This window comes from Candidatus Pelagibacter sp. Uisw_101 (genome assembly GCF_047727615.1).
Classification (GTDB): domain Bacteria; phylum Pseudomonadota; class Alphaproteobacteria; order Pelagibacterales; family Pelagibacteraceae; genus Pelagibacter.
Genome location: NZ_CP159821.1, coordinates 1,427,146 through 1,448,726, shown reverse-complemented (window position 1 = coordinate 1,448,726; position 21,581 = coordinate 1,427,146). Strand labels below are relative to the sequence as shown.

The window sequence follows — 21,581 nt, the reverse complement described above, 5'->3', positions numbered from 1 at the left end:
TAATTTAGTAAAAGTAAAAATAAATAAAATCTATAGGTGAATCGTTCCTAACGGGAATAATTATTTTTTAGATGCTGCTATAATATTACAATAACCAAGTGGTCTGTTTTACTCTTAGAAATTTTTTTGCCACAGTGTTATTTAATTGAAAAATTAATTTAACTATTAAATTTTACAAATTTAAAATCTATAAGTGTATTATTTATAAATTATATTTCTTATTATTTTACTAAATCTATATGTAGTTAATCTAGAAATAGAATTTCTTATATGGTGTGAATACTGTTAGTTGAAATTTAAAATCTCTTTATATAATCAATTATAGAGCGGAAATTTTCTTTGTTATTCTTGAAATATTTCTTGAGGCATTTGCTTTCTTTATAATTCCAGTTTTTGCAACTTTCATTAATTCAGAGTTCAACTTTGGCAAGAATTTTAGAGCTTCATCTTTTTTCTTTTCTTCAAGAAGAAGGTTCATTTTTTTTATAGCATTTCTATACTTACTCTTACGGGCTTTATTAACTAGTGTTTGCGTAGCAATTTTTCTAATTCTTTTAATTGCTGATTTTGTGTTTGCCATAAGCGCAGTGGTATAGCTTGAGAATTTATACTGGTCAATAGAATAATTCCCTATTTTTGGCAAGTATTACAAAAGAAAGTTGATCTATTAGATATAAATATTTTCTGAATTTTACCATTACATTTACTTCTTAGGCACCTTAGGTTTTCTCTTTGATAAACTCTAAATTCTTTTTGGAAGTTTCCACTTTTTCCAGTGATGTTTTTAAAATCTCGAATACTTGAGCCTCCTTTTTTAATAGCCCTATTAAGTATACTTTTTGAATAAGTAATAATTTTTTTGCAATCTTGTTTAGTTAACTTTGATGCGTAGATAGTTGGATTAATTTTGCATAAAAATAAAATTTCACTAGCATAAATATTTCCAATTCCTGATACAAATTTTTGATCTAATAAGAAACTTTTTATATCCTTCTTTTTATTTGTGAAATAACCAATTAAATATTCTAAGTTGAAAGTTTTAAAAAAAGGTTCTGGTCCTAAGTGACTAAATCTTTTTTCAAGTTCCTTTTTATTTTCTATAAATTTAAAAAAACCAAATCTTCTAGGGTCATTGTATACAATCCTTAAACCATCAAAATGAATTTCTACATGGTTATGTTTCTTTGGGAGGCTTGGTGAGTTATAAAAACTAGTATTGGTAAACTTACTAATATTATTTTTTTTTATTAAATGAACAGTTCCAGACATTCCCAAATGAATTAAACAAAAAGATTCATCGTAAAAATTCAAGATTAAATACTTTGAAAATCTAGTCACTTTTTTGATAATTTTATTTTTTAATAATTCTTCAAATTTTAGAGGAATTTTAAACCTTAAGTTTCTATTCGTAATTATTATTTTTTTGATTTTTTTACGCTCTATTTTTTTAGATAACGATTGTTTGACTATTTCTACTTCTGGTAATTCTGGCATTTGAGACTATATTATCAATAAATAATAAATTTAATATGCAACAATATCTCCAAAATAAAAAAGGCCTTGTCCAAAGTGTCTTTAATAATGTCTATGACAAATATGATTTAATGAATGACTTTATGTCATTAGGAGTTCATAGAGTTTGGAAAAAAGATCTATTAAGCTGGATGAACCCCTCAAATAATAAAACTTTAATTGATGTTGCCTGTGGTACTGGAGATCTTGGTAAACTTTTTTTAGATGCAACTGATAAAAATGGAGAAATATTTTGTGTCGATCCAAATAAAGGAATGATTGGTAAAGGCAAAGAAAAGTTAAGTACTTATAAAAATATCAATTGGATAATTGCTCCAGCTGAAAAATTGCCTATTGAAGATAATTCTTGCGATTATTACACAATTAGTTTTGGGCTACGAAATACTAAAGACCTAAATAAAGCTCTATCAGAAGCTTATAGAGTTTTAAAACCAGGAGGTCGCTATTTATGTTTGGAATTTTCTAAAATTCAAAACTCTAATTTGGATTTTATATATAAAAATTATTCAAAACTTATTCCTTTGGTTGGAAAGGCTATTGTTGGACAAAAAGAACCTTATGAATATCTAATTAAAAGTATTGAAGAATTTATTAATCAAGAAGAGTTAATCGATTTAATGAATAAAAATAAATTTGTTAACTGTAGTTATAGAAATTTATCAGGTGGAATTGTAGCTATCCACTCAGGTTGGAAAATCTAATGTTAAAAAAAATATTTATTTTATTTAAATTAGGAAGAAAATTAGCTCGTTCTGATATATTAGCTATTCTTTCTAAGTTTAAAGAGCCACCATTAACAATCAAGATTCTCTTTCAAGTACTTTCATTTTCTTTTTCGGCTCCTAATAGAACTAATTTAAACGAAAATGAAGGAGCAAGACTTTCTAAATCCCTACAATCAATGGGAACTACATTTATTAAATTAGGACAATTTCTAGTTACTAGACCTGATATTATTGGAGATGATTTAGCAAAACAGTTAGAGGGCTTACAAGATAGATTGCCAGCATTTACCTTATCTGAAGCCAAAGCAATAATTAAAAAAGACTTAGGAGATGACACCTTCAATTCAATCATTGATTTAAGTGAGCCAGTTGCAGCAGCTTCAATAGCACAAGTCCATAAAGCAAAAATAAATGATAATGGAACCATAAAAGATGTTGCTATTAAAATTTTGAGACCAGATATTAAAAAAGTATTTAATGAAGAAATAGATGCCTTGATGCTTTTTGCTTTTATGGTTGAGTCGTTTATAAAAAAAACAAAAAGATTAAAATTGGTAGAAGTTGTCTTTCTTCTTAAAGAAATAACTAATTTAGAAATGGATTTAAGATTTGAGGCAGCAGCTGCAAATGAATATGCTGAAAATACAAAGAATGATGCAGGTTTTAGAGTTCCTGCTATTTATTGGAATTTTACAAGCGAAAATGTTATGACACTTGATTGGGTTGATGGTGTTTCTATTCGTGAAACAGAAGATTTACAAAAAAGAAACATAGACACTAAGAGAATAGCCTCTGATGTTATTCAGCATTTTTTAAGACATGCTGTCAGAGATGGTTTTTTTCATGCTGATATGCATCAAGGAAATATATTTATTGATAATAGTGGACAAATTGTTCCTATAGATTTTGGTATAATGGGAAGATTGGATAGTCTTAGTAAAAGATTTTTAGCTGAAATTTTATTTGGATTTATTCAAAGAGACTACAAAAAAGTTGCTGAAGTACATTTGGTTGCTGGTCTAGTTCCTAAAGATGTACCTGTTAATGATTTAGCACAAGCATTAAGATCAATTGGTGAACCAATCTTTGGCCAATCAGTAAAAGATATTTCTGGGGGGAAATTATTAAAACAACTTTTTGAAGTTACTGAAAAATTTAACATGCAGACTCAACCTCAGTTATTAATGTTACAAAAAACAATGGTAGTTGTTGAGGGTGTTGCTAGAAAACTTAACCCTAATACCAACATATGGGAAACTTCAAAACCAGTTTTAGAAAATTGGCTAAGAGAAACAAAAGATCCAATCAATACCTTAAATGAAAGTTTAAAAACTACTACTGAAGTAATTAAAAGATTGCCTGATTTTCCAGAGATTATGGATAAAGCCAATCAAGCTTTATCATTTTTAGCAAGTGGACAGATCCCCCAAAATTCAAATTCATTTACCGCCTTAAATGAAAAGAGATCTGAAATGACTGCCTTTAGAAATCAGTCTATTGTTGGTTTATTACTGCTTGTAATTTTTGGTCTAGTAGTATTTTAATTCGCACAATGAATAATTTATCTGAAAGAAAAATACTTTTAATAATATGCGGTGGCATATCTGCTTATAAAAGTTTGGTGCTAATTAGGTCTTTAAAAAAATTAGGTGCAAAAGTTAAAACTATTCTTACTAAAAGTGCCAAAGAATTTGTAACTCCTTTATCTGTTGCCTCACTATCTCAAGAAAAAGTTTATGAAGACTTATTTAACCCTGAAAATGAGGCTGAAATGGATCATATTTCACTATCTAGATGGGCAGACTTAATTGTTGTGGCTCCAGCTACAGCTAATACAATTTCAAAATTGAGTGCAGGATCTTCTGAAGATCTGGCTTCAACCGTAATTTTAGCTTCTGATAAAGATATTTTTTTAACACCAGCTATGAATGTTAGAATGTGGGAACACCCATCAACTAAAGAAAATCTTAAAAAACTAAAATTATTTGGTTATAAAATTATAGGTCCTGAAATTGGTGATATGGCCTGTGGAGAATTTGGTGAAGGGAAAATGACTGAACCAGATAATGTTGTTCAAAAAATTAATTCATACTTTGGTGAATTAAATAAAAATTATAAACTAAAAGCCTTAGTAACGGCCGGACCAACTAATGAGTATATTGATCCTGTAAGATTTATAACAAATAAGTCTTCTGGAAAACAAGGCTATGCCTTAGCAAAAGCATTCGCTAAAAAAGGTTTTCAAACCACTTTAATTTCTGGACCTACAAATTTAGAGGTGGGCAGCAATATAAACTTAATTAAAGTAGAAACTGCAGATGAGATGTTTAAAGCTACACAAGACAATCTACCAGCAGATGTAGCAATTTTTTCAGCAGCTGTTGCTGACTTTAAGGCTAAAGACATAAATAATAGTAAAATAAAAAAACAGGAAAAATTACATTTAGAACTAGAAAAAAATATTGATATTTTAAATTATGTATCAAAACATAATTCTCTTAGACCAAAGTTGGTAATTGGATTTGCTGCAGAAACTAATAATGTGGAAGAAAATGCAAAAAAAAAATTAGAAGAAAAAAATTGCGATTGGATAATAGCAAATGATGTTTCCAATAAAACAATTGGATTTGACTCCAATTTTAATGAAGTTTCAATTTATTATAGAGATAAAAATATGGATAATGAAAGGCTTACAATAAAAAGTAAATCTGAAATTTCTGATGAAATAGTTGATAGAGTTATTAAAAAATTAAATTAAAATTCAGTGGCTAAAGTATTAATCAAAAAATTAAATTCTAAAGTAGAATTACCTGCTTACGAAACAGATGGTGCTTCAGGTATGGATTTGATGGCTTTTATAGAGGAGCCTATTAGAATAGCCCCTAATAGCTCATATTTAGTTCCTACAGGGCTTTCAATGGCATTTTCGGAGGATTATGAGGTTCAAATTCGTCCTCGATCTGGCTTGGCTGCTAAAAAAAGTATTACAGTTTTAAATACCCCAGGAACAATTGACAGTGATTATAGAGGAGAAATTAAAGTTATACTTTTTAATCATGGTAAAGAAGATTTCCTTATCAACAATAAAGATAGAATAGCACAAATGATCTTAATGCCTGTAATCAGGATGGAGCTTGAAGAAACAGATAATTTGCCCAACACATTACGAGGTGATGGTGGATTTGGCTCAACAGGTAAATGAATAACCAATTAAAAAAAGTATCAGTAGAGAGATATTCAAGACAAATAGTACTAAGGGATATTGGCACTATAGGGCAAAAAAAAATTATATCTGCAAAAGTTTTAATTGTTGGAATGGGTGGCTTAGGGTCTCCTGTTGCTGAATTTCTTGCAAGAGCTGGTGTTGGTTTGATAGGAATAGTTGATGATGATAAAGTTAGTTTATCCAATCTACACAGACAAAGTCTTTATAATACCAATGATATAGGAAAATTTAAAGTTCAAGTAGCAAGAATTAAGATTAAAAAGATAAACCCAAGTATTAAAATTAAGATTTACAAAATAAGACTAAATAAAACTAATTTTAAGAAAATTATAAAAGATTATGATTATATAGTTGATGGCTCTGATAATTTTTCCACAAAATTTTTATTAAATGATTTTTGTTATAAATTTAAAAAAATACTTGTAACTGGAGCTATAAGTAAATTTGATGGTCATATATTTACTTTTAATTTTAAGAATAAAAAAATTCCATGTTTAAGATGTTTTTTTCAAGACTCTGATATTTCAGATGATTTATTAAATTGCGAGTCGGAAGGTATTCTTGGTACTGTTGCTGGTATAATTGGAACTATACAAGCAAACGAAGTTTTAAAGAAAATACTTGGTATTGGAAAGGGTCTTGATGGATATATTTTTATCTTAGACTTATTACAATTAAACTTTAGAAAAGTTAAACTTAAAAAAAGAAAAAACTGTTTTTGTAAATGATAAAAAAAATAGCTATTTGGTGTTTTTGTCTATCAATTTTAAGCATTCAATTCATAAGTGCTGAGGAAAAATTTTTATCTCTAAAAAAAAATAAGACTAATGTTAGGTATGGGCCAAGCATAGATCGTTCTATTAAATATGTTTATAGAAAGATTAATTTGCCTGTAAAACAGATAGACAAAAAAGAGAATTGGAGAAGAGTAATATTTTTTGATAATAATAGTGGCTGGATTCATTGGAGTCAGCTGAAACCATCAAATTCTATTATTATTTTAGAAGATAAGATCTTATATAAAAAACCATCTAACTTTTCAAAACCAATAGCCAAATTAGAAAAAGGAAGGCTATTAGTTTTAAAAAAATGTGAAAATATATGGTGTAATGTAAAGACTTATAATTATTCAGGTTGGGTCAAAACTGGAAATATTTGGGGTTCTATTAAATAAAATCAGCACATAGTGATTTCACACTATCTTCAGCTAGTCTTGTGGTGTGGATATATTCTTTATGATCAATCCCAAGTTCAATGGTTGCACTATCTGACTTAAATTTAGAAATTTGATCATCATTTAATTTAAAATGGATAAACTGTACTGAAGAAGCTTTTCCTTCTGCTGATGTTCTATCAACATCTTCCTCTGGAACAGCCTTAACAATTTCATCATTAATTTTCATGAATATTTTTTCTTCAATTCCTCCAACTTTACCTAAAAATGCAGCTCTTGAAATTGGATTATCAATTTCAAACATTAGTGTAGCTGTAAGTTCTTTTCCGTTTGGAACCAAAGGGTTATAGGCTATTAACTCATCTTTTAATTGCTCATCTCCACCTTTTTCGATGTGAAGCATCTCTTGAACTTGAGCAACCATAGTTTCAAAACTTTCAAAATAAAAAGTGGCATAAGGACCAAGTGCTATTCTTCTATCTTTTTTAAAATCAACTAAGTCTTTTCTGATTTGTTTTCTGCTTTTTGCATAAACATCAGATGGTAATAAATCTTCTTTTTCTATTTGTTTTTTTTCTTTACTCATAATTATAGCTTATAACTTTTTGCCATTAATTCGATAGGATGAAGTGCCTCATCATTTGCAATATTTGTGTCTGTTTCTAATTGTTTTAAATGCTTACCTGCCAAAGGACAATCTGAAGCCATATATTTATTGTTTTTATTTTTAATTTGTCTTGCTGTTGGTGTTCCAACTTTTACAGCTAAATCGTGAGTTTCCTTCATCACACCAAAAGTTCCCCCATGACCAGCACATCTTTCAACAACATCCATTTTTATATTAGGGATAAATTTCAGCATATCTCTAGATTTAATACCCATGTTTTGTGCTCTTGCATGGCATGCGTTGTGAACTGTAACTCCACCATCAATTTCTTGTAAACCTTCTGCTAGGCCCTCGTTTTGTGCTATATCAACGATATATTCATCTATATCACTAACACTTTTTGAAAGTCTTTTAATGTTTTCGTCATTTGGTAATAGTAAAGGCCATTCAAATTTTAACATTAGACCACAACTTGCTGTTAAAGTAATAATTTGATAACCTTTGTCTACCCACTCCAATAAATCTTTGGAAACTTTTTTGGCTTGCTCTACAACTTTTGGTAAATCTGCTTGCTCAAGGTAAGGCATTCCACAACAACCCGGATAAGCTTCTTGAACATCTACTCCATTTTTTTTTAAAACTTTTAATGCAGCTACACCTGTATTTTTTTTATTAAAATTAACAAAGCATGTTGAATAAATTACAACTTTTCTATCTTTAGATGGAGCTTCACTATTTGTTGGAATATTGTTTTTTTTAAAGTAATTTGTAAATGTTTCTGAATTATAAGTGGGAAGCTTAACTCTCACATCAATTCCAGCAACTAATTCTAATATTTTTCTAAAGAATGTATTTTTAATGTTTGATGCCCAGTTTATTAGTGATGATAGCATTACACCAATTTTTCCATTTCTATCAATTTGAGCTAATTGTGCTGGCACTGCTGGCAATTTATTTAATTTTTTTTGAGCCGTTCTATATCTCAACATTAAATGAGGAAAGTCTAAATCAAAATCATGGGGCGGAACATAAGGGCACTTAGTCATAAAACACATATCACATAATGTGCAAGCGTCTACCACAGGTTCAAACTGTTCACTTTTTAAACTTTCTACATCCTCATTTTCTGACTCATCTATCATGTCAAATAATTTTGGGAACGAGTCGCATAAATTAAAACACCTTCTACATCCATGACAGATATCAAATGCTCTTCTCATTTCGTCATCTAATTTTTTGGGGTCTAAAAAATCAGGATGCTCAAAATTTATTGGGTGCCTAATGGGTGCATCTATGCTGCCTTCTTTGCTCATATTTAAAATTTTAGGATTTAATGGTGGGGAAGAACCCCACCATAAATTAAGTCTTATTTACGCAATAGATTCTAATGTTTTTTGGAATTTACCTGCGTGTGATTTTTCAGCTTTTGCTAAAGTTTCAAACCAATCAGCAATTTCTGAAAAGCCTTCTTCTCTAGCTGTTTTTGCCATACCAGGGTACATGTCTGTATATTCATGTGTTTCACCTTGTACCGCTGAAGCTAAATTTGCTTTAGTCTCACCAATTGGTAGTCCCGTTGCTGGGTCTCCAACTTCTTCAAGATACTCAAGGTGTCCATGTGCATGACCTGTTTCACCTTCAGCTGTAGATCTAAATACAGATGCTACATCGTTATAACCTTCAATATCTGCTTTTTGAGCAAAATATAAATAACGTCTGTTTGCTTGGCTCTCACCTGCAAATGCATCTTTTAAGTTTTCTTCTGTTTTACTTCCTTTTAATGACATTTTTTTCTCCTTAATGATTATGATGTATATATAATCGTTCTAAACTATATGTCAACAGTTTAGAATTGTTTTAATGTAAATGTTAAATTATTGAAATTATTAAATTATTTTTGCGTTTGATTATCAGTTGCAACTTTAATTAATACTTCCACTGATTTTATTTTTTTTCCTGTGATATTTTTTTTTATATTTACAGAATCAATATCTTCGTTGCTACAATCAATTAACTCATTTGTGTCTTCGTCAAAAAAATGGTGGTGCTCTGTTACGTTAGTGTCAAAATAACTTTTATCTGAGTTGATAGAAATTTCTTTTAAATATCCTTTTTTTTTAAATGCATGAATTGTATTGTAAACTGTTGCTAAAGAAATTTTTTCACTCAGCTTATCCCCAATAATTTTAGTCAAATCATTTATTGTAAAGTGAAAGGTTTTTTCAGGTGAGAACAATACTTCACAAATTTTTAGTCTCTGTCTTGTTGGTCTTAAGCCAGATTCTCTCAGTTTTTCTGTGTATATACTTATATTATTCATTACTGTTTATAATAGTTCTAAACTATTTCTATATTATAATCATGATAAATCAAGTATTAAGGGACTGAAATTTATGAAAAAAAACTCATTCACATACGATGAGCTAATAAGCTGCGGAAATGGCGAACTTTTTGGCCCAGGTAATGCAAAATTACCACTTCCACCAATGCTCATGTTTGATAGAATAACAGAAATCAACGAGGACAATGGTACTTTTAGTAAAGGCTCTTTAAAAGCAGAGCTTGATATCAAAGAAGACCTTTGGTTTTTTGATTGTCACTTTAAAGGAGACCCTGTTATGCCAGGTTGTCTTGGCTTAGATGCCATGTGGCAACTAGTTGGTTTTTATCTTGGCTGGCTTGGTAAACCAGGTAAAGGGAGGGCTTTAGGAGTTAGTACGGTAAAATTCACTGGTGAAGTTTTACAAAATGTTAAAAATGTAAGATATGAAATTGATATAAAAAAAGTTATGGCACCAGGTGGAACAACAGTTGGTCTTGCAAATGGTTTAGTATTTGCCGATGACAAAAAAATATATTCAGCAGAAAGTTTAAAAGTGGGGTTATTTAAATAATGAGAAGAGTAGTAGTTACAGGTTTGGGAGTTGTTTCTTGTTTGGGTAACAATCAAGAAGAAGTTTATCAGTCTCTTTTAAATTCAAAATCTGGAATATCTTTTTGTGAAGAATACAAAGAACACAATTTAAGAAGTCATATTCACGGCAAACCAAATATTAAACTTGAAGATCATATTGATAGAAAAACTATCAGATTTATGGGCTCTGGATCTGCATATAATTACATTGCAATGAAAGAAGCTATTAAGGATTCAGGATTAGAGGATAAGGATGTGAGTAATTTTAAAACTGGAATAGTTATGGGTTCTGGTGGCCCTTCAATAGAAAATGTAGTTTTGTCTGTTGATAAGACTAGAGCTAAGACACCAAAATTAATGGGGCCATTTATTGTTCCAAGAACTATGGCTAGTACATCTTCAGCAACTCTTGCTGTACCTTTTAAAATCAAAGGAGTTAATTATACGATGAGTTCCGCATGTGCAACTAGCGGACACTGCATCGGTCATGCAAGTGAATTAATTCAAATGGGAAAACAAGATGTTGTATTTGCAGGCGGCAGTGAAGAATTACACTGGGCTATGACTGCAATGTTTGATGCGATGACTGCTTTGTCTTCTAAATACAATGATGCACCTGAAACCGCTTCTAGAGCTTATGATAAAACTAGAGATGGCTTTGTAATAGCAGGTGGTGGTGGAGTTTTAGTACTTGAGGAGTACGAACATGCAAAAGCTAGAGGAGCAAACATATATGCTGAATTAACAGGCTATGGCGCGACTTCTGACGGGTACGATATGGTAGCCCCATCAGGTGAAGGCGCTGTTAGATGTATGAAGATGGCTTTAGCAACAGCTAAAAATAAAATGGACTACTTAAACACTCATGGAACATCAACTCCAGTTGGAGACATAACAGAGCTTAGAGGTGTTGGAGAAGCATTTGGTGCTGAGGTACCAAAAATTAGTTCTACTAAATCTCTTTCTGGTCACCCACTAGGTGCTGCTTCGGTTCATGAAGCAATTTATAGTTTAATCATGATGAAAAATAGTTTCATTACTGCATCAGCTAACATTAATGACATGGATGATGAAGCTAAAAAATTTCCAATCGTAACTAAGACTGAAACAGGTGTTAAATTAAACTCTGTAATGTCTAACAGCTTTGGTTTTGGTGGAACAAATGCAACTTTAATTTTTGAAAAGGTTTAAATGAGTTTAATGAAAGGTAAAAGAGGATTGATCATGGGAGTTGCCAATGAAAGATCTATCGCTTGGGGCATTTCACAAAAATTAGCAGAAGCTGGAGCAGAACTTGCATTCACTTATCTTGGTGATGCACTAAAGAAAAGAGTTATTCCTTTAGCTGAAAAATTAAATTCAAAAGCTACTTTTAGTTGTGATGTTGAAAACAAAGAAGAAGTTATAAAACTTTTTGATGATATTAAATCACAATGGGGGCAAATAGATTTTGTTGTTCATGCAGTTGCATTTTCAGATAAATCAGAATTATCAGGTGAATATTTAAACACAACTAGAGAAAATTTTTTAAGAAGCATGTTAATCTCATGTTTTTCATTTACCGAAGTTGCAAAAGAAGCATCTAAAATAATGAAAGAGGGTGGAAGTTTATTAACTTTAACTTATGAATCTACTAAGGCTATTCCAAATTATAATGTGATGGGTGTTTGTAAATCAGCTTTAGAAGCAAGTGTTAAATATCTTGCAAGAGATTTAGGAGCTAAAGGTATGAGAGTGAATGCAATAAGTGCTGGACCTATTAAAACTTTAGCAGCTTCTGCTATTGGTGATGCAAAATTCCTATACAAATGGAATGCAGATCATTCTTTCTTAAAGAGGAACGTAGATATTCATGATGTTGGAAACTCAGCTTTATATCTACTAAGCGACCTTGCAGCTGGTGTTACTGGTGAAATTCACTACGTGGATGCTGGATATAACAAGGTTGGGATGCCCGATCCTAAGAATATTACATAAAATATAGTTAAATTTGGTTAAATATTGTCGTCTAACGCCATAGTATTTTTGAATAAAAAAAACCCCCAGAACTTTCATCCCAGGGGTTTAGAATTTTAATTTAAGTTATTAGGCTTTAGCTTCTGTTTCAGTTGTAGCTTGTTTCATAGAAAGTTTAACTTTACCTCTATCAAAACCAATCACTTTAACTTTTACTTCGTCACCTTCTTTGACAACATCAGTAACTTTTTCTACTCTTTTAGCAGCAAGTTCTGAAATGTGAACAAGACCATCTTGTTTACCTAGGAAGTTAACGAAAGCACCAAACTCCATAATTTTCATTACTTTACCTGTGTAGATTTTATTCATCTCAGCTTTTGCCGTGATGTCTTTAATAATCTGCATAGCAATGTTTCTAGACTCTTCGTCTGGAGCAGCAACAGTTACTACACCTTCATCATTCACATCAACTTTTGCACCTGATTTTTCAACAATTTCTCTAATTGTTGCTCCACCTTTTCCAATCACAGCTGCGATATCTTTTTTATCAACAGTAATTTGTTCCATTTTTGGGGTGTGTTCACCAACATCAGCTCTTGATTCACTTAAAACTTTATTCATTTCACCCAAGATATGAACTCTTCCTTCTTTAGCTTGTTTTAAAGCCTGTTCCATGATTTCAAATGTGATACCTGTAATTTTAATATCCATTTGAAGTGAAGTAATTCCATCTTTAGTTCCAGCAACCTTAAAGTCCATATCTCCAAGATGATCTTCATCACCTAAAATATCTGACAAGACACTAAAGTCATCACCTTCTTTAATTAATCCCATTGCAATACCTGCAACTGGCTCTTTAATCGGCACTCCAGCATCCATAAGTGCAAGAGATGCACCACAAACACTCGCCATTGAAGAAGAACCGTTAGATTCTGTAATCTCAGACACTATTCTGAAAGTATATGGAAACTCTTCTTTTGAAGGTAGTGAAGAATTAATTGCTCTCCATGCTAATTTTCCATGGCCAACTTCACGTCTTCCAGTTCCAATTCTTCCAGTTTCACCAACTGAGAAAGGAGGAAAATTATAATGAAGCATAAATCTTTCTCTATGCTGTCCATCCAAACTTTCTAACCTTTGCTCATCATCAGATGTACCTAAAGTAGTCACAACAATCGCTTGTGTTTCTCCTCTAGTAAATAAAGCTGATCCGTGAGTTCTTGGCAAAACACCAACTTCACACTCAATGGCTCTTACGTCGGCCAAACCTCTACCATCTATTCTTTTTTTGTTTTTGAGAATATCAGTTCTAACAATTTTCTTTTCAAGATTTTTTAATTCATCATTAACATTAAAATCAGAATAATTTTCATCTTCTGCAAAAAGCTGTTTTGCTTTATCAGAAATTTCTGAAATTTGATTTGATCTATCTTGTTTGTCTATTGTTGCAAAAGCTTTAGTTAGATCTGCTGTAAAGTTTTCTTCAAGTTTTTTCTTAACTTCTGATAAATCTTTTTTCTCAACAGTCCATTCTGGCTTTCTGCATTCTTTTGCAAGTTCCTCGATCATTTTGATTACTGGAACAAAACCTTCGTGACCAAACTTAACTGCATCTAACATTACTTCTTCTGTTAAACCTTTAGTCTCAGACTCAACCATAAGCACAGCATCTTTAGTGCCTGCTACAACTAAATCTAAAGTAGAGTTTTCTAGCTCAGCTTTTGATGGGTTTAATATATATTTACCATCAACTAAACCAACTCTTGAAGCACCTACAGGACCCATAAATGGCATTCCTGAAATAGCTAGCGCTGCTGAAGAAGCTGTAATTGCTAAAATATCTGGTTGATTGTCTTTGTCGTATGAAATTACTGTTGGTAACAACTGAACTTCATTTTTAAATTCACTTGGAAACAAAGGTCTGATTGGTCTATCAATTAATCTTGAGATTAATTGTTCACTTTCAGTTGGTCTTGCTTCTCTTTTAAAATATCCACCAGGAATTTTACCACCTGCATAATATTTTTCTTGGTAATTTACAGATAGAGGAAAATAATCCATATCTGGATTTACTTTTTTTGCTCCTACTACTGTTGCTAAAATAACTGTTTCACCACATGAAGCAATGATTGCTCCATCTGCTTGTCTTGCTACTTTACCTGTTTCTAAACTTATCTTCTTACCTGCTACTTCAATTTCCTTCTTATATACTTTGAACATCTATTTTCCGTTTCCTTCTATCTATTTTCTTAAATTTAATTGTGTTAATACATTTTTGTAAGAATCGAATTTATTTTTCTTTAAATATTCTAACAATTTTTTTCTTCTATTTACTGCTCTTAACAATCCAACCGAAGAGTGTTTATCTTTTTTGAATTGCTTAATGTGCGCTGAAAGAGTTTCAATTTTACCTGTTAATAATGCAATTTGTACTTCTGAAGAACCAGTGTCCTTCTCGTGCATTTTTAATTCTTCTACTTTATTCGTCATACTATTTATTTTCCTATTTGTTTGTTTGTTTTATTAAGTTTTCTATTTTTTCTGCGTATTCAAAAGAATCATCTTTAGCAAAAAGTATCTTTGGTATGTATTTCATAAATACTTTTTTAGATAAAATTTTTCTAATTAAAAAAGAATATTCTCTTAGTTTTTTAATAACTTTTTCAGTATCTTTTCCTCCTAGGGGTAATACATACGCTTTTGCAATTTTAAGATCTTGACTCATTTTCACTTCTGTAACCGTTATGGTATTAGTTTCTAAATTCGGCACCTTAGCTTCATTTCTAGCGAAAATCATACCTAAAGATTGCCTAATCATCTCTCCAACACGTAATTGTCTTTGTGATACAGGTTTTCCTGTTTTATCAACCATTATACTGTTCTTTCCGTCGTAGTCGTACTATACGCCTCTATTGTATCGTTTTTCTGGAAATCGATAAAGTCTTTAAGTGTTATTCCACATTCTTGGCCGTTACTGACCTGTTTTGCCTGATCTTTTTCTCTAAAAATAGTACTTATTTTACCAGTATAAATAATTGCTCCATCCCTTACTACTCTAGCATTTGCTCCACTGGATATTTCACCTTCAGTTACTTTTGAACCCGCAACTTTTCCTGTACCTGAAACTTTGAAAATTTCTAGAATTTGAGCTGTGCCAACAATTTTTTCTTGAACATCTGGAGCGAGAAGTCCTGACATTCTTAATTTGATATAATCTAAAACTTCATAAATAATATTGTAAGAAGATATTATAATTTTTTCATTCTCTGCTAATTTTTTTGCTTCCTTGCTTGGCTTAACATTAAATGCAATTAATGTAGCATTAGATGCTTTTGCTAAAGTTACATCGGTCTCTGTTACCATTCCAATATCAGATAAAATTATTTTAGGTTTTACTTCATCATGAGTAATTTGATTAATCGCACTTTTGATTGCCTCTGCTGATCCATGAACGTCTGATTTTACGATAATATTTAATTCTGCAGCTGACTTATCAGCAAAAGCTGAATCTTGAGTTGCAAAAGTTAGAGGGCTTCCACCAGTTTTGGTTTCATCTGCTCTAGTCTCACTTAATGTTTTGGCTTCTTTCTCTGAATCTAAGACAATAAAATCATCTCCTGATTTAGCTGCTCCATTAATTCCAAGAATTTCAACTGGCATTGATGGTGGTGCTTCATTAACACTTTCTCCTTTGTCATTAATTAAAGCTCTTACTTTTCCCCATTTTAATCCACTAACAAAGAAATCACCTTTTTTAATTGTTCCAGATGTAACCACAACTGTTGCAACCGCTCCTCTACCAATATCAATTTTAGATTCTAAAACAATTCCAGTTGCTTTAGATTCAAAGTCAGTTTTTAAATCCAAGATTTCTGCTTGTAGAACAATCGACTCTACTAACTTATCTAAATTTTTTTTGTTTTTTGCAGAAATTTCAACCATCAAAGTATCTCCAGATAAATCTTCTGCAATAAGTTCATATTCTAAAAGCTGGTTCTTTATTTTTTGTGGGTCAGCCTCTGGTAAATCACACTTATTGATTGCTACAACTATTGGAACGTTCGCAGCTTTTGCATGTTTTATAGATTCAATTGTTTGAGGCTTAACTCCATCATCTGCAGCAACTACTAATACCACAACGTCTGTCAATTTTGATCCTCTTGCTCTCATTTCTGTAAATGCAGCATGACCCGGCGTGTCAATAAAAGTTAGTTTATTAGATTCGTGCTGTATTTGATAAGCACCAATATGTTGTGTTATTCCACCAAATTCACCAGAAACAACATTTGCACTTCTTAAAACATCTAATACCGAAGTCTTTCCATGATCTACGTGACCCATCACAGTTACGATTGGTGGTCTATTCTTTAAATTTTCAGATCTAGACGCTTTTATTTTTTGAATAATTTCTTCTGCTTTTGCTTCTCTAATTGGATTATGACCAAATTCTTTTACCAAATATTCAGCAGTATCTGCTGCTAATGTTTGATTGATAGTAACCGTAACTCCCATTCCAAATAAATGTTTAATTACATTATTTGATTGCTCAGCCATTCTATTGGATAGCTCTCTTACTGTTATTGCTTCAGGAATATTCACATCTCTTTTTATAGGCTTCAAACTTTCTTGAATTTCTTCTTTAGTAAGTTCTCTGTTTTCTTTTAATTTTGCTCTTTTAAGCGAAGCCATACTTCTTGATCTTGCTTCAATCTCATCACTTAATGCTCTTGATACTGTTAATTTTAATTCTCTTTTTTTAGTTTCAGGTTTACCTGTATCCCCTTTGAGTCTTCTAGTTGCTCTTTGCTCAGCTAATTTACGTTTTTCATAATCATTAGTTATTGGAGAAGATGGTTTAGGCGCTGATGCAGTTCTAGGGGGAAAGCTACTCGCATTGGTTACTGCTGGTTTTGACCTAACACTAGCAGGTCTAGTAAAGTTACCCCTAGGTACAAATTTGCTAGGTTTTTTTTCAATTACAACTGAATTTTTACTTTGAGTTTTTGCTAACTCTATATTTTCTATCGACTTCTTGGCTATGCCAGAAAGTGTTAATTTTGTTTTTTTGTTTTCCATATTTCATTACTCAATCTTTGTAAATTATGTTTCTTGCAGACATAATTAATTCATCTGCTTCTGTTTTTGATAAAGCAAAATCTTCAAGGTATCCTTGAATCTTAATTCTTTCACCTTTCACAACATCATAACCGCCTGTTAATTCATCAGAGGCAAGGTCTGCAAAATCTTCTAGTTTTAAAATCTTTTGCTCTCCTAAAGTAACCAACATTCCTGGCGTTAGTCCTTTGTGATTTATAAGATCATCTTGAAGTCCCAAATCTTTAATTCTTTGAGTGATGTCTTCTTGATCTTTTTGGTAAAACTCTTTTGCTCTTTCAATCAAAGCCTTAGCAGTATCTTCCTCTATACCCTCAATTTTCATTAAATTTTCTGGTGAACTATCTTTAATGTCTGAAATCGATGAAAAACCTTCTGCAACAAGTAATTGTCCCAATGTTTCATCTAGCTCTAAATTTTTAACAAAGTTTTCAGTTTTTTCTTTAAACTCAGATTGTCTTCTTTCTGAATCTTCTGCATCAGTCATTATATTAATTTCGTAATTTAATAACTTAGTAGCCAACCTAACATTTTGACCTCTACGACCAATTGCTTTACTTAAGTTTTCTTCAGTTAAAATTACATCTAATTTTTTTGCAATACTATCAACGTTTACTCTTTGAACTTCAGCAGGTGATAATGCATTTGAAACTACTATTGCTGGATCCTCAGACCAATTAACAATATCAATTTTTTCACCTTGTAATTCGTTAACTACTGCTTGAACTCTTGATCCTCTCATTCCAACACAAGCTCCTACTGGATCTAATGAAGTATCAACTGCTTTAACACAGATTTTTGCTCTACTCCCAGGATCTCTTGCTGATGATTTGATTTCAATTAAACCGTCATAGATTTCCGGAACCTCTTGAACAAATAGTTTTTCCATAAATTTTGGATGTGCTCTTGATAAAAATATTTGTTGTCCTCTGACTTCTCTTTTTACGTCATAACAATAAGCTTTAACTCTATCTCCAGCTTTAATATTTTCTCTAGGGATCATTTCATTTTTTTGAATAATTGCTTCAGTTCTACCCAAATCAACTATCACATTTCCAAACTCTAGACGCTTAACAATTCCACTTAAAATTGAATCTTTTTTGTCTATGAAATCATTGTATTGTCTTTCACGTTCTGCTTCTCTTACATTAAAACTAATAACTTGTTTTGCTGTTTGCGCAGCTATTCTTCCAAAATCAAAAGAGGGAAGCGGTTGTAAAATTTCATCACCAATTTTTTTATCTTTGTTTACTTCATTTAAAATAATTGCATCTTGAAGATTAATTTCAGTATTTGTATTTTCTGGTTTTTCTACAACGATTAATTTTCTAAAAATTCCAATATCACCACTTTCTCTGTCTATTAAAACTTTAATTTCATTATCCTGTCCAAATTTAGACTTGGCAGCTTTTGCAATTCCAGTTTCCATAGAATCAATAATTAATTCTTTATCTATAGATTTTTCTAAAGCAACTGCTTCAGCAATTCTTAATAATTCTAATTTATCTGATCTTCTATTTAACATAAGTTTATTAACTCCAAAAAAAAATGGGCTAAAGCCCATTCTGTAATTTCAATAATGTAAAGGCAATATATAAAGATTTTTTTTTAATTCAATAGTAACTATTTAGAAAAAACGTCTTTTTTATCTGTTTTTTCCCATGAAAATGAACCGTTAGCTTCAGGCACCCGTCCAAAGTGACCATAAGCTGCTGTTTTTTCATAAATAGGCTTATTTAAGCCTAGCATTTCTCTTATGCCTCTTGGGCTTAAATCAAAATTTTCTGAAATCTTTTCTGTTACAAATTTATTTTTTTCTAAGTTATTATCAAACAAGTCCACATAAATTGATAAAGGTTTCGAAACTCCGATTGCGTATGCTAGCTGAATTAAACATTTTTCAGCAATGTTAGATGCAACAATATTTTTAGCAATATATCTTGCTGCATAAGCAGCTGATCTGTCTACTTTAGTTGGATCTTTACCAGAGAAAGCTCCCCCGCCATGAGGTGCTGCTCCACCATAAGTGTCTACAATAATTTTTCTACCAGTTAGACCACAATCCCCATCTGGACCACCAATTACAAAATTTCCAGTTGGATTTATATATAATTCATCTTCATTAAAATCATTTAAAAAAAAATTTGGAATTGATTTTAATACATAAGGTTTTAGCAATTCTCTAACTTTAGCCTGATCTACGTCTGCTGAGTGCTGGGAAGATATAACAACTGATTTTACTTTAGTTGGTTTTCCATCAACATACTCAAACGTAACTTGACTTTTTGAATCTGGCTCAATATTTTTTAATTTTCCAGATTTTCTGTCTTCCGCCATTAATCTCAAAATTTTATGAGAATAATGAATTGGTGCAGGCATTAACTCTTCAGTTTCGTTACAAGCATAACCAAACATTATTCCTTGGTCACCCGCTCCTTCATCTTTGTTACTTGATGAATCCACACCCATTGCTATGTCAGCAGATTGTGCGTGAAGATGGCTTTCGATTTTTGTAGCTTCTCTCCAAGTAAAACCATCTTGATCGTACCCGATATCTTTAATACAATCTCTTACTTTTTGAATAAGATCTTCTTCTTTAATGCTTGGTCCTCTTACTTCTCCAGCTAAAACAACTTTATTTGTAGTGGTTAGAGTTTCACATGCTACTCTTGAAAAAGGATCGCCTGAAAGGTAACTATCCACAACCATATCAGAAATACGATCTGACACCTTATCTGGATGTCCTTCAGAAACAGACTCGCTTGTAAATAAAAAATTTTTTAAATTACTCATGTGTAATTTTCTTAAATGAAAAAATTAAAAAAATATATAATAAAATTAGTATAAAAAATATCTTATCCCCATAATTCATATAGGGTGTGGGTTTAAAGACTTTGCTCTCTTTAAAATCAATATAACCAGTAGTGCCAAGCTCAACTTTTTTTTCTATAATACCAAATGGGTTAATAATGGCAGATATTCCATTGTTTGCTGATCTAATTACATATTTTCCACTTTCAATTGATCTAAAGATACTGTGTGCAAAATGTTGTCTTGGCCCAATAGAATTTCCAAACCAACCATCTTCTGAAATATTAATTATATAATCAAAGTTTTTATCTTTAAATAATCTATTTGAATAAATAATTTCATAACAAATTAAGGGAAGTAATTTTAGTTCTATCTTGTCATTTTTTATTGAAAGTGCTTTTAGGTTTTCACCTTTTGAAAAAGATTGGTAATCGTTGGTTACTGTTTTAAGTCCTATTAAACTAAGAACTTTTTCAAATGGGGTAAACTCTCCAAATGGTACTAGGTTAATCTTATTGTAACTATGAATTAAATCTAATTTATTGTTAAAAACTGCCATTGAATTAAAAAATAAATTTTCACTATTTTTAGTCTCTATGCTATTTAGACCCATAATAATTAAATCATCATTCCCAAAATTATTTGAAAATAATTCCTTATATATATACATATCTATTAAATAACTGTCCGGAATAATTCCTTCTGGCCATAAAAAAATCGTTGGTTCTTTTTTTTCTGGGCTACTCAAAGAAATTAGTTCTTGAATAATCTTTAACTCATCCTGCTTTGAATAAAATCGATCTAGACTAATATTGGGTGATACGGCTCTTATTGTGAAATTATTTTTAATATCAGTCGTAGTATTAAATTGATTGTACTTTAAGTTCCCAAAAATTAAAAAACCTAAAGAAATCACTATAAAGAAAAAACAGACAATAATTTCTTTTCTGGTTTTGCTTAGGATAAATATAGCCGGCACAGTAAACAAAGAGATGCAGATTAGATTAAAAGAATAAGTCCCAATTACTGATAGGATTTGAATAAAATAAATACTTTCTGAAAAGCTAAAAGCAATTAAATTCCATGGAAAACCAGTAAGAATGGACCCTCTAATAAATTCAATAGATCCATATAAAATTGAAAAAATAAAAAATGCACTAACAACATTTTTAGAATAAAAAATGGAAAATAAATAAGTTATTAGTCCATAAAATATTGCCAGGAAAGCAGGAAATAAAACTATAGCTACTGGTATTAAAAATTTGAAACTTTCATCAAAAGTTAATGAAATTGCAATCCAATATAAGCTACATAAAAAATAACCAAAACCAAAAAACCACCCATATTTAAAAAAAGATTTATTATTAGAGTTCGTTTTTTTTTCTGTAAAAAGAAAAATAAAAAATAAAGAAAAAGTTAAAAAATTGATTATAAAATAATTATAGGGTGGTAAGCTATAAGAGCTAATAGCACCTAAAAAAAATATATATAGTGCGTTTAAAGATTTTTTTTTGAGCAAG

General features: G+C 30.9%; 22 protein-coding genes. 9 read left to right on the top strand and 13 right to left on the bottom strand.

The genetic code is table 11. From position 1 onward, the window contains the following. Positions 1–319: 319 nt before the first annotated feature. Positions 320–580: a 30S ribosomal protein S20 gene (gene rpsT, locus ABXT48_RS07780; protein ID WP_415286471.1), complete on the bottom strand. Its 261-nt coding sequence runs from the start codon at positions 578–580 to the stop codon at positions 320–322. A gap of 50 nt (positions 581–630) precedes the next feature. Further along, a complete protein-coding gene (gene mutM / locus ABXT48_RS07775) occupies positions 631–1,494 on the bottom strand; it encodes a bifunctional DNA-formamidopyrimidine glycosylase/DNA-(apurinic or apyrimidinic site) lyase (protein ID WP_415286470.1) in 864 nt (287 codons plus the stop codon). 35 nt (positions 1,495–1,529) lie between these two features. Here mutM and ubiE point away from each other — a divergent pair, with 35 nt between their 5' ends. Genes ubiE through ABXT48_RS07745 form a run of 6 tightly spaced genes read left to right on the top strand, consistent with a single transcriptional unit; the run spans position 1,530 to position 6,658 of the window. Next, on the top strand, positions 1,530–2,234 hold the full coding sequence (gene ubiE, locus ABXT48_RS07770; RefSeq protein ID WP_415286469.1) for a bifunctional demethylmenaquinone methyltransferase/2-methoxy-6-polyprenyl-1,4-benzoquinol methylase UbiE: 705 nt from the start codon (positions 1,530–1,532) through the stop codon (positions 2,232–2,234). Beyond that, positions 2,234–3,802, top strand: coding sequence for a 2-polyprenylphenol 6-hydroxylase (gene ubiB, locus ABXT48_RS07765; RefSeq protein ID WP_415286468.1), 1,569 nt, complete (start codon positions 2,234–2,236; stop codon positions 3,800–3,802). Before ubiE ends, ubiB begins: the two co-directional genes overlap by 1 nt. Before the next feature lie 8 nt (positions 3,803–3,810). Then, a complete protein-coding gene (coaBC, locus tag ABXT48_RS07760; protein ID WP_415286467.1) occupies positions 3,811–5,016 on the top strand; it encodes a bifunctional phosphopantothenoylcysteine decarboxylase/phosphopantothenate--cysteine ligase CoaBC in 1,206 nt (401 codons plus the stop codon). A 6-nt stretch (positions 5,017–5,022) separates the two neighbouring features. Next, positions 5,023–5,460 carry a dUTP diphosphatase gene (gene dut, locus ABXT48_RS07755; RefSeq protein WP_415286466.1) on the top strand — a complete coding sequence of 146 codons (438 nt, stop codon included), beginning with the start codon at positions 5,023–5,025 and terminating at the stop codon, positions 5,458–5,460. Then, complete coding sequence (locus ABXT48_RS07750) at positions 5,457–6,212, top strand: HesA/MoeB/ThiF family protein (protein WP_415286465.1); 756 nt, start codon at positions 5,457–5,459, stop codon at positions 6,210–6,212. Before dut ends, ABXT48_RS07750 begins: the two co-directional genes overlap by 4 nt. Then, complete coding sequence (locus ABXT48_RS07745) at positions 6,209–6,658, top strand: SH3 domain-containing protein (RefSeq protein WP_415302959.1); 450 nt, start codon at positions 6,209–6,211, stop codon at positions 6,656–6,658. The genes ABXT48_RS07750 and ABXT48_RS07745 overlap by 4 nt, the downstream gene beginning before the upstream one ends. On the opposite strand, the gene ABXT48_RS07740 is transcribed toward ABXT48_RS07745, so the two are convergent. From ABXT48_RS07740 to ABXT48_RS07725, 4 genes are all read right to left on the bottom strand, one after another. Next, positions 6,651–7,244, bottom strand: a complete 594-nt coding sequence (locus ABXT48_RS07740; RefSeq protein WP_415286463.1) for a DUF3501 family protein — start codon at positions 7,242–7,244, stop codon at positions 6,651–6,653. The two genes, ABXT48_RS07745 and ABXT48_RS07740, sit on opposite strands and share 8 nt — an antisense overlap. A 2-nt stretch (positions 7,245–7,246) precedes the next feature. Further along, positions 7,247–8,578: a (Fe-S)-binding protein gene (locus tag ABXT48_RS07735; RefSeq protein WP_415286462.1), complete on the bottom strand. Its 1,332-nt coding sequence runs from the start codon at positions 8,576–8,578 to the stop codon at positions 7,247–7,249. A 57-nt stretch (positions 8,579–8,635) separates the two neighbouring features. Further along, on the bottom strand, positions 8,636–9,052 hold the full coding sequence (locus tag ABXT48_RS07730; protein ID WP_271512302.1) for a rubrerythrin family protein: 417 nt from the start codon (positions 9,050–9,052) through the stop codon (positions 8,636–8,638). Positions 9,053–9,156: 104 nt separating this feature from the next. Then, the gene (locus tag ABXT48_RS07725) at positions 9,157–9,585 is read right to left on the bottom strand and encodes a Fur family transcriptional regulator (RefSeq protein WP_415286461.1); all 429 of its coding nucleotides are present in this window, start codon (positions 9,583–9,585) and stop codon (positions 9,157–9,159) included. A gap of 73 nt (positions 9,586–9,658) precedes the next feature. Between ABXT48_RS07725 and fabA the strand changes: the two genes are divergently transcribed. The 3 genes from fabA to ABXT48_RS07710 are packed head-to-tail and all read left to right on the top strand — an operon-like array spanning position 9,659 to position 12,156. Continuing rightward, positions 9,659–10,159, top strand: coding sequence for a bifunctional 3-hydroxydecanoyl-ACP dehydratase/trans-2-decenoyl-ACP isomerase (fabA, locus tag ABXT48_RS07720; protein WP_415286460.1), 501 nt, complete (start codon positions 9,659–9,661; stop codon positions 10,157–10,159). Further along, positions 10,159–11,370, top strand: coding sequence for a beta-ketoacyl-ACP synthase I (gene fabB, locus ABXT48_RS07715; protein ID WP_415286459.1), 1,212 nt, complete (start codon positions 10,159–10,161; stop codon positions 11,368–11,370). Before fabA ends, fabB begins: the two co-directional genes overlap by 1 nt. After that, a complete protein-coding gene (locus ABXT48_RS07710; protein ID WP_415286458.1) occupies positions 11,371–12,156 on the top strand; it encodes an enoyl-ACP reductase in 786 nt (261 codons plus the stop codon). 108 nt (positions 12,157–12,264) lie between these two features. On the opposite strand, the gene pnp is transcribed toward ABXT48_RS07710, so the two are convergent. From pnp to lnt, 7 genes are all read right to left on the bottom strand, one after another. Beyond that, positions 12,265–14,355: a polyribonucleotide nucleotidyltransferase gene (gene pnp / locus ABXT48_RS07705; RefSeq protein ID WP_415286457.1), complete on the bottom strand. Its 2,091-nt coding sequence runs from the start codon at positions 14,353–14,355 to the stop codon at positions 12,265–12,267. 21 nt (positions 14,356–14,376) lie between these two features. After that, on the bottom strand, positions 14,377–14,625 hold the full coding sequence (rpsO, locus tag ABXT48_RS07700) for a 30S ribosomal protein S15 (RefSeq protein WP_415302958.1): 249 nt from the start codon (positions 14,623–14,625) through the stop codon (positions 14,377–14,379). Between the two features lie 13 nt (positions 14,626–14,638). Continuing rightward, on the bottom strand, positions 14,639–15,007 hold the full coding sequence (gene rbfA / locus ABXT48_RS07695; RefSeq protein WP_415286456.1) for a 30S ribosome-binding factor RbfA: 369 nt from the start codon (positions 15,005–15,007) through the stop codon (positions 14,639–14,641). Beyond that, positions 15,007–17,211, bottom strand: a complete 2,205-nt coding sequence (infB, locus tag ABXT48_RS07690; RefSeq protein WP_415286455.1) for a translation initiation factor IF-2 — start codon at positions 17,209–17,211, stop codon at positions 15,007–15,009. Before infB ends, rbfA begins: the two co-directional genes overlap by 1 nt. A 10-nt stretch (positions 17,212–17,221) precedes the next feature. Further along, positions 17,222–18,775: a transcription termination factor NusA gene (gene nusA, locus ABXT48_RS07685; protein WP_415286454.1), complete on the bottom strand. Its 1,554-nt coding sequence runs from the start codon at positions 18,773–18,775 to the stop codon at positions 17,222–17,224. Positions 18,776–18,873: 98 nt separating this feature from the next. Further along, positions 18,874–20,043, bottom strand: coding sequence for a methionine adenosyltransferase (metK, locus tag ABXT48_RS07680; protein WP_415286453.1), 1,170 nt, complete (start codon positions 20,041–20,043; stop codon positions 18,874–18,876). Beyond that, positions 20,036–21,580 (bottom strand): apolipoprotein N-acyltransferase, encoded by a 1,545-nt coding sequence (gene lnt / locus ABXT48_RS07675; RefSeq protein ID WP_415286452.1) that lies wholly within the window; start codon positions 21,578–21,580, stop codon positions 20,036–20,038. Before lnt ends, metK begins: the two co-directional genes overlap by 8 nt. Position 21,581 lies beyond the last annotated feature (1 nt).

Excerpts from the sequence above, each read along its gene's own strand:
- rbfA (WP_415286456.1), bottom strand. The coding sequence starts at position 15,007 with ATGGTTGATAAAACAGGAAAACCTGTATCACAAAGACAATTACGTGTT.
- metK (WP_415286453.1), bottom strand. The coding sequence starts at position 20,043 with ATGAGTAATTTAAAAAATTTTTTATTTACAAGCGAGTCTGTTTCTGAA.
- ubiB (WP_415286468.1), top strand. The coding sequence starts at position 2,234 with ATGTTAAAAAAAATATTTATTTTATTTAAATTAGGAAGAAAATTAGCT.
- ABXT48_RS07710 (WP_415286458.1), top strand. The coding sequence starts at position 11,371 with ATGAGTTTAATGAAAGGTAAAAGAGGATTGATCATGGGAGTTGCCAAT.
- ABXT48_RS07730 (WP_271512302.1), bottom strand. The coding sequence starts at position 9,052 with ATGTCATTAAAAGGAAGTAAAACAGAAGAAAACTTAAAAGATGCATTT.
- ABXT48_RS07735 (WP_415286462.1), bottom strand. The coding sequence starts at position 8,578 with ATGAGCAAAGAAGGCAGCATAGATGCACCCATTAGGCACCCAATAAAT.
- rpsO (WP_415302958.1), bottom strand. The coding sequence starts at position 14,625 with ATGACGAATAAAGTAGAAGAATTAAAAATGCACGAGAAGGACACTGGT.
- nusA (WP_415286454.1), bottom strand. The coding sequence starts at position 18,775 with ATGTTAAATAGAAGATCAGATAAATTAGAATTATTAAGAATTGCTGAA.
- mutM (WP_415286470.1), bottom strand. The coding sequence starts at position 1,494 with ATGCCAGAATTACCAGAAGTAGAAATAGTCAAACAATCGTTATCTAAA.
- ABXT48_RS07725 (WP_415286461.1), bottom strand. The coding sequence starts at position 9,585 with ATGAATAATATAAGTATATACACAGAAAAACTGAGAGAATCTGGCTTA.
- fabB (WP_415286459.1), top strand. The coding sequence starts at position 10,159 with ATGAGAAGAGTAGTAGTTACAGGTTTGGGAGTTGTTTCTTGTTTGGGT.
- rpsT (WP_415286471.1), bottom strand. The coding sequence starts at position 580 with ATGGCAAACACAAAATCAGCAATTAAAAGAATTAGAAAAATTGCTACG.
- pnp (WP_415286457.1), bottom strand. The coding sequence starts at position 14,355 with ATGTTCAAAGTATATAAGAAGGAAATTGAAGTAGCAGGTAAGAAGATA.
- infB (WP_415286455.1), bottom strand. The coding sequence starts at position 17,211 with ATGGAAAACAAAAAAACAAAATTAACACTTTCTGGCATAGCCAAGAAG.
- ABXT48_RS07750 (WP_415286465.1), top strand. The coding sequence starts at position 5,457 with ATGAATAACCAATTAAAAAAAGTATCAGTAGAGAGATATTCAAGACAA.
- ubiE (WP_415286469.1), top strand. The coding sequence starts at position 1,530 with ATGCAACAATATCTCCAAAATAAAAAAGGCCTTGTCCAAAGTGTCTTT.
- coaBC (WP_415286467.1), top strand. The coding sequence starts at position 3,811 with ATGAATAATTTATCTGAAAGAAAAATACTTTTAATAATATGCGGTGGC.
- ABXT48_RS07745 (WP_415302959.1), top strand. The coding sequence starts at position 6,209 with ATGATAAAAAAAATAGCTATTTGGTGTTTTTGTCTATCAATTTTAAGC.
- fabA (WP_415286460.1), top strand. The coding sequence starts at position 9,659 with ATGAAAAAAAACTCATTCACATACGATGAGCTAATAAGCTGCGGAAAT.
- ABXT48_RS07740 (WP_415286463.1), bottom strand. The coding sequence starts at position 7,244 with ATGAGTAAAGAAAAAAAACAAATAGAAAAAGAAGATTTATTACCATCT.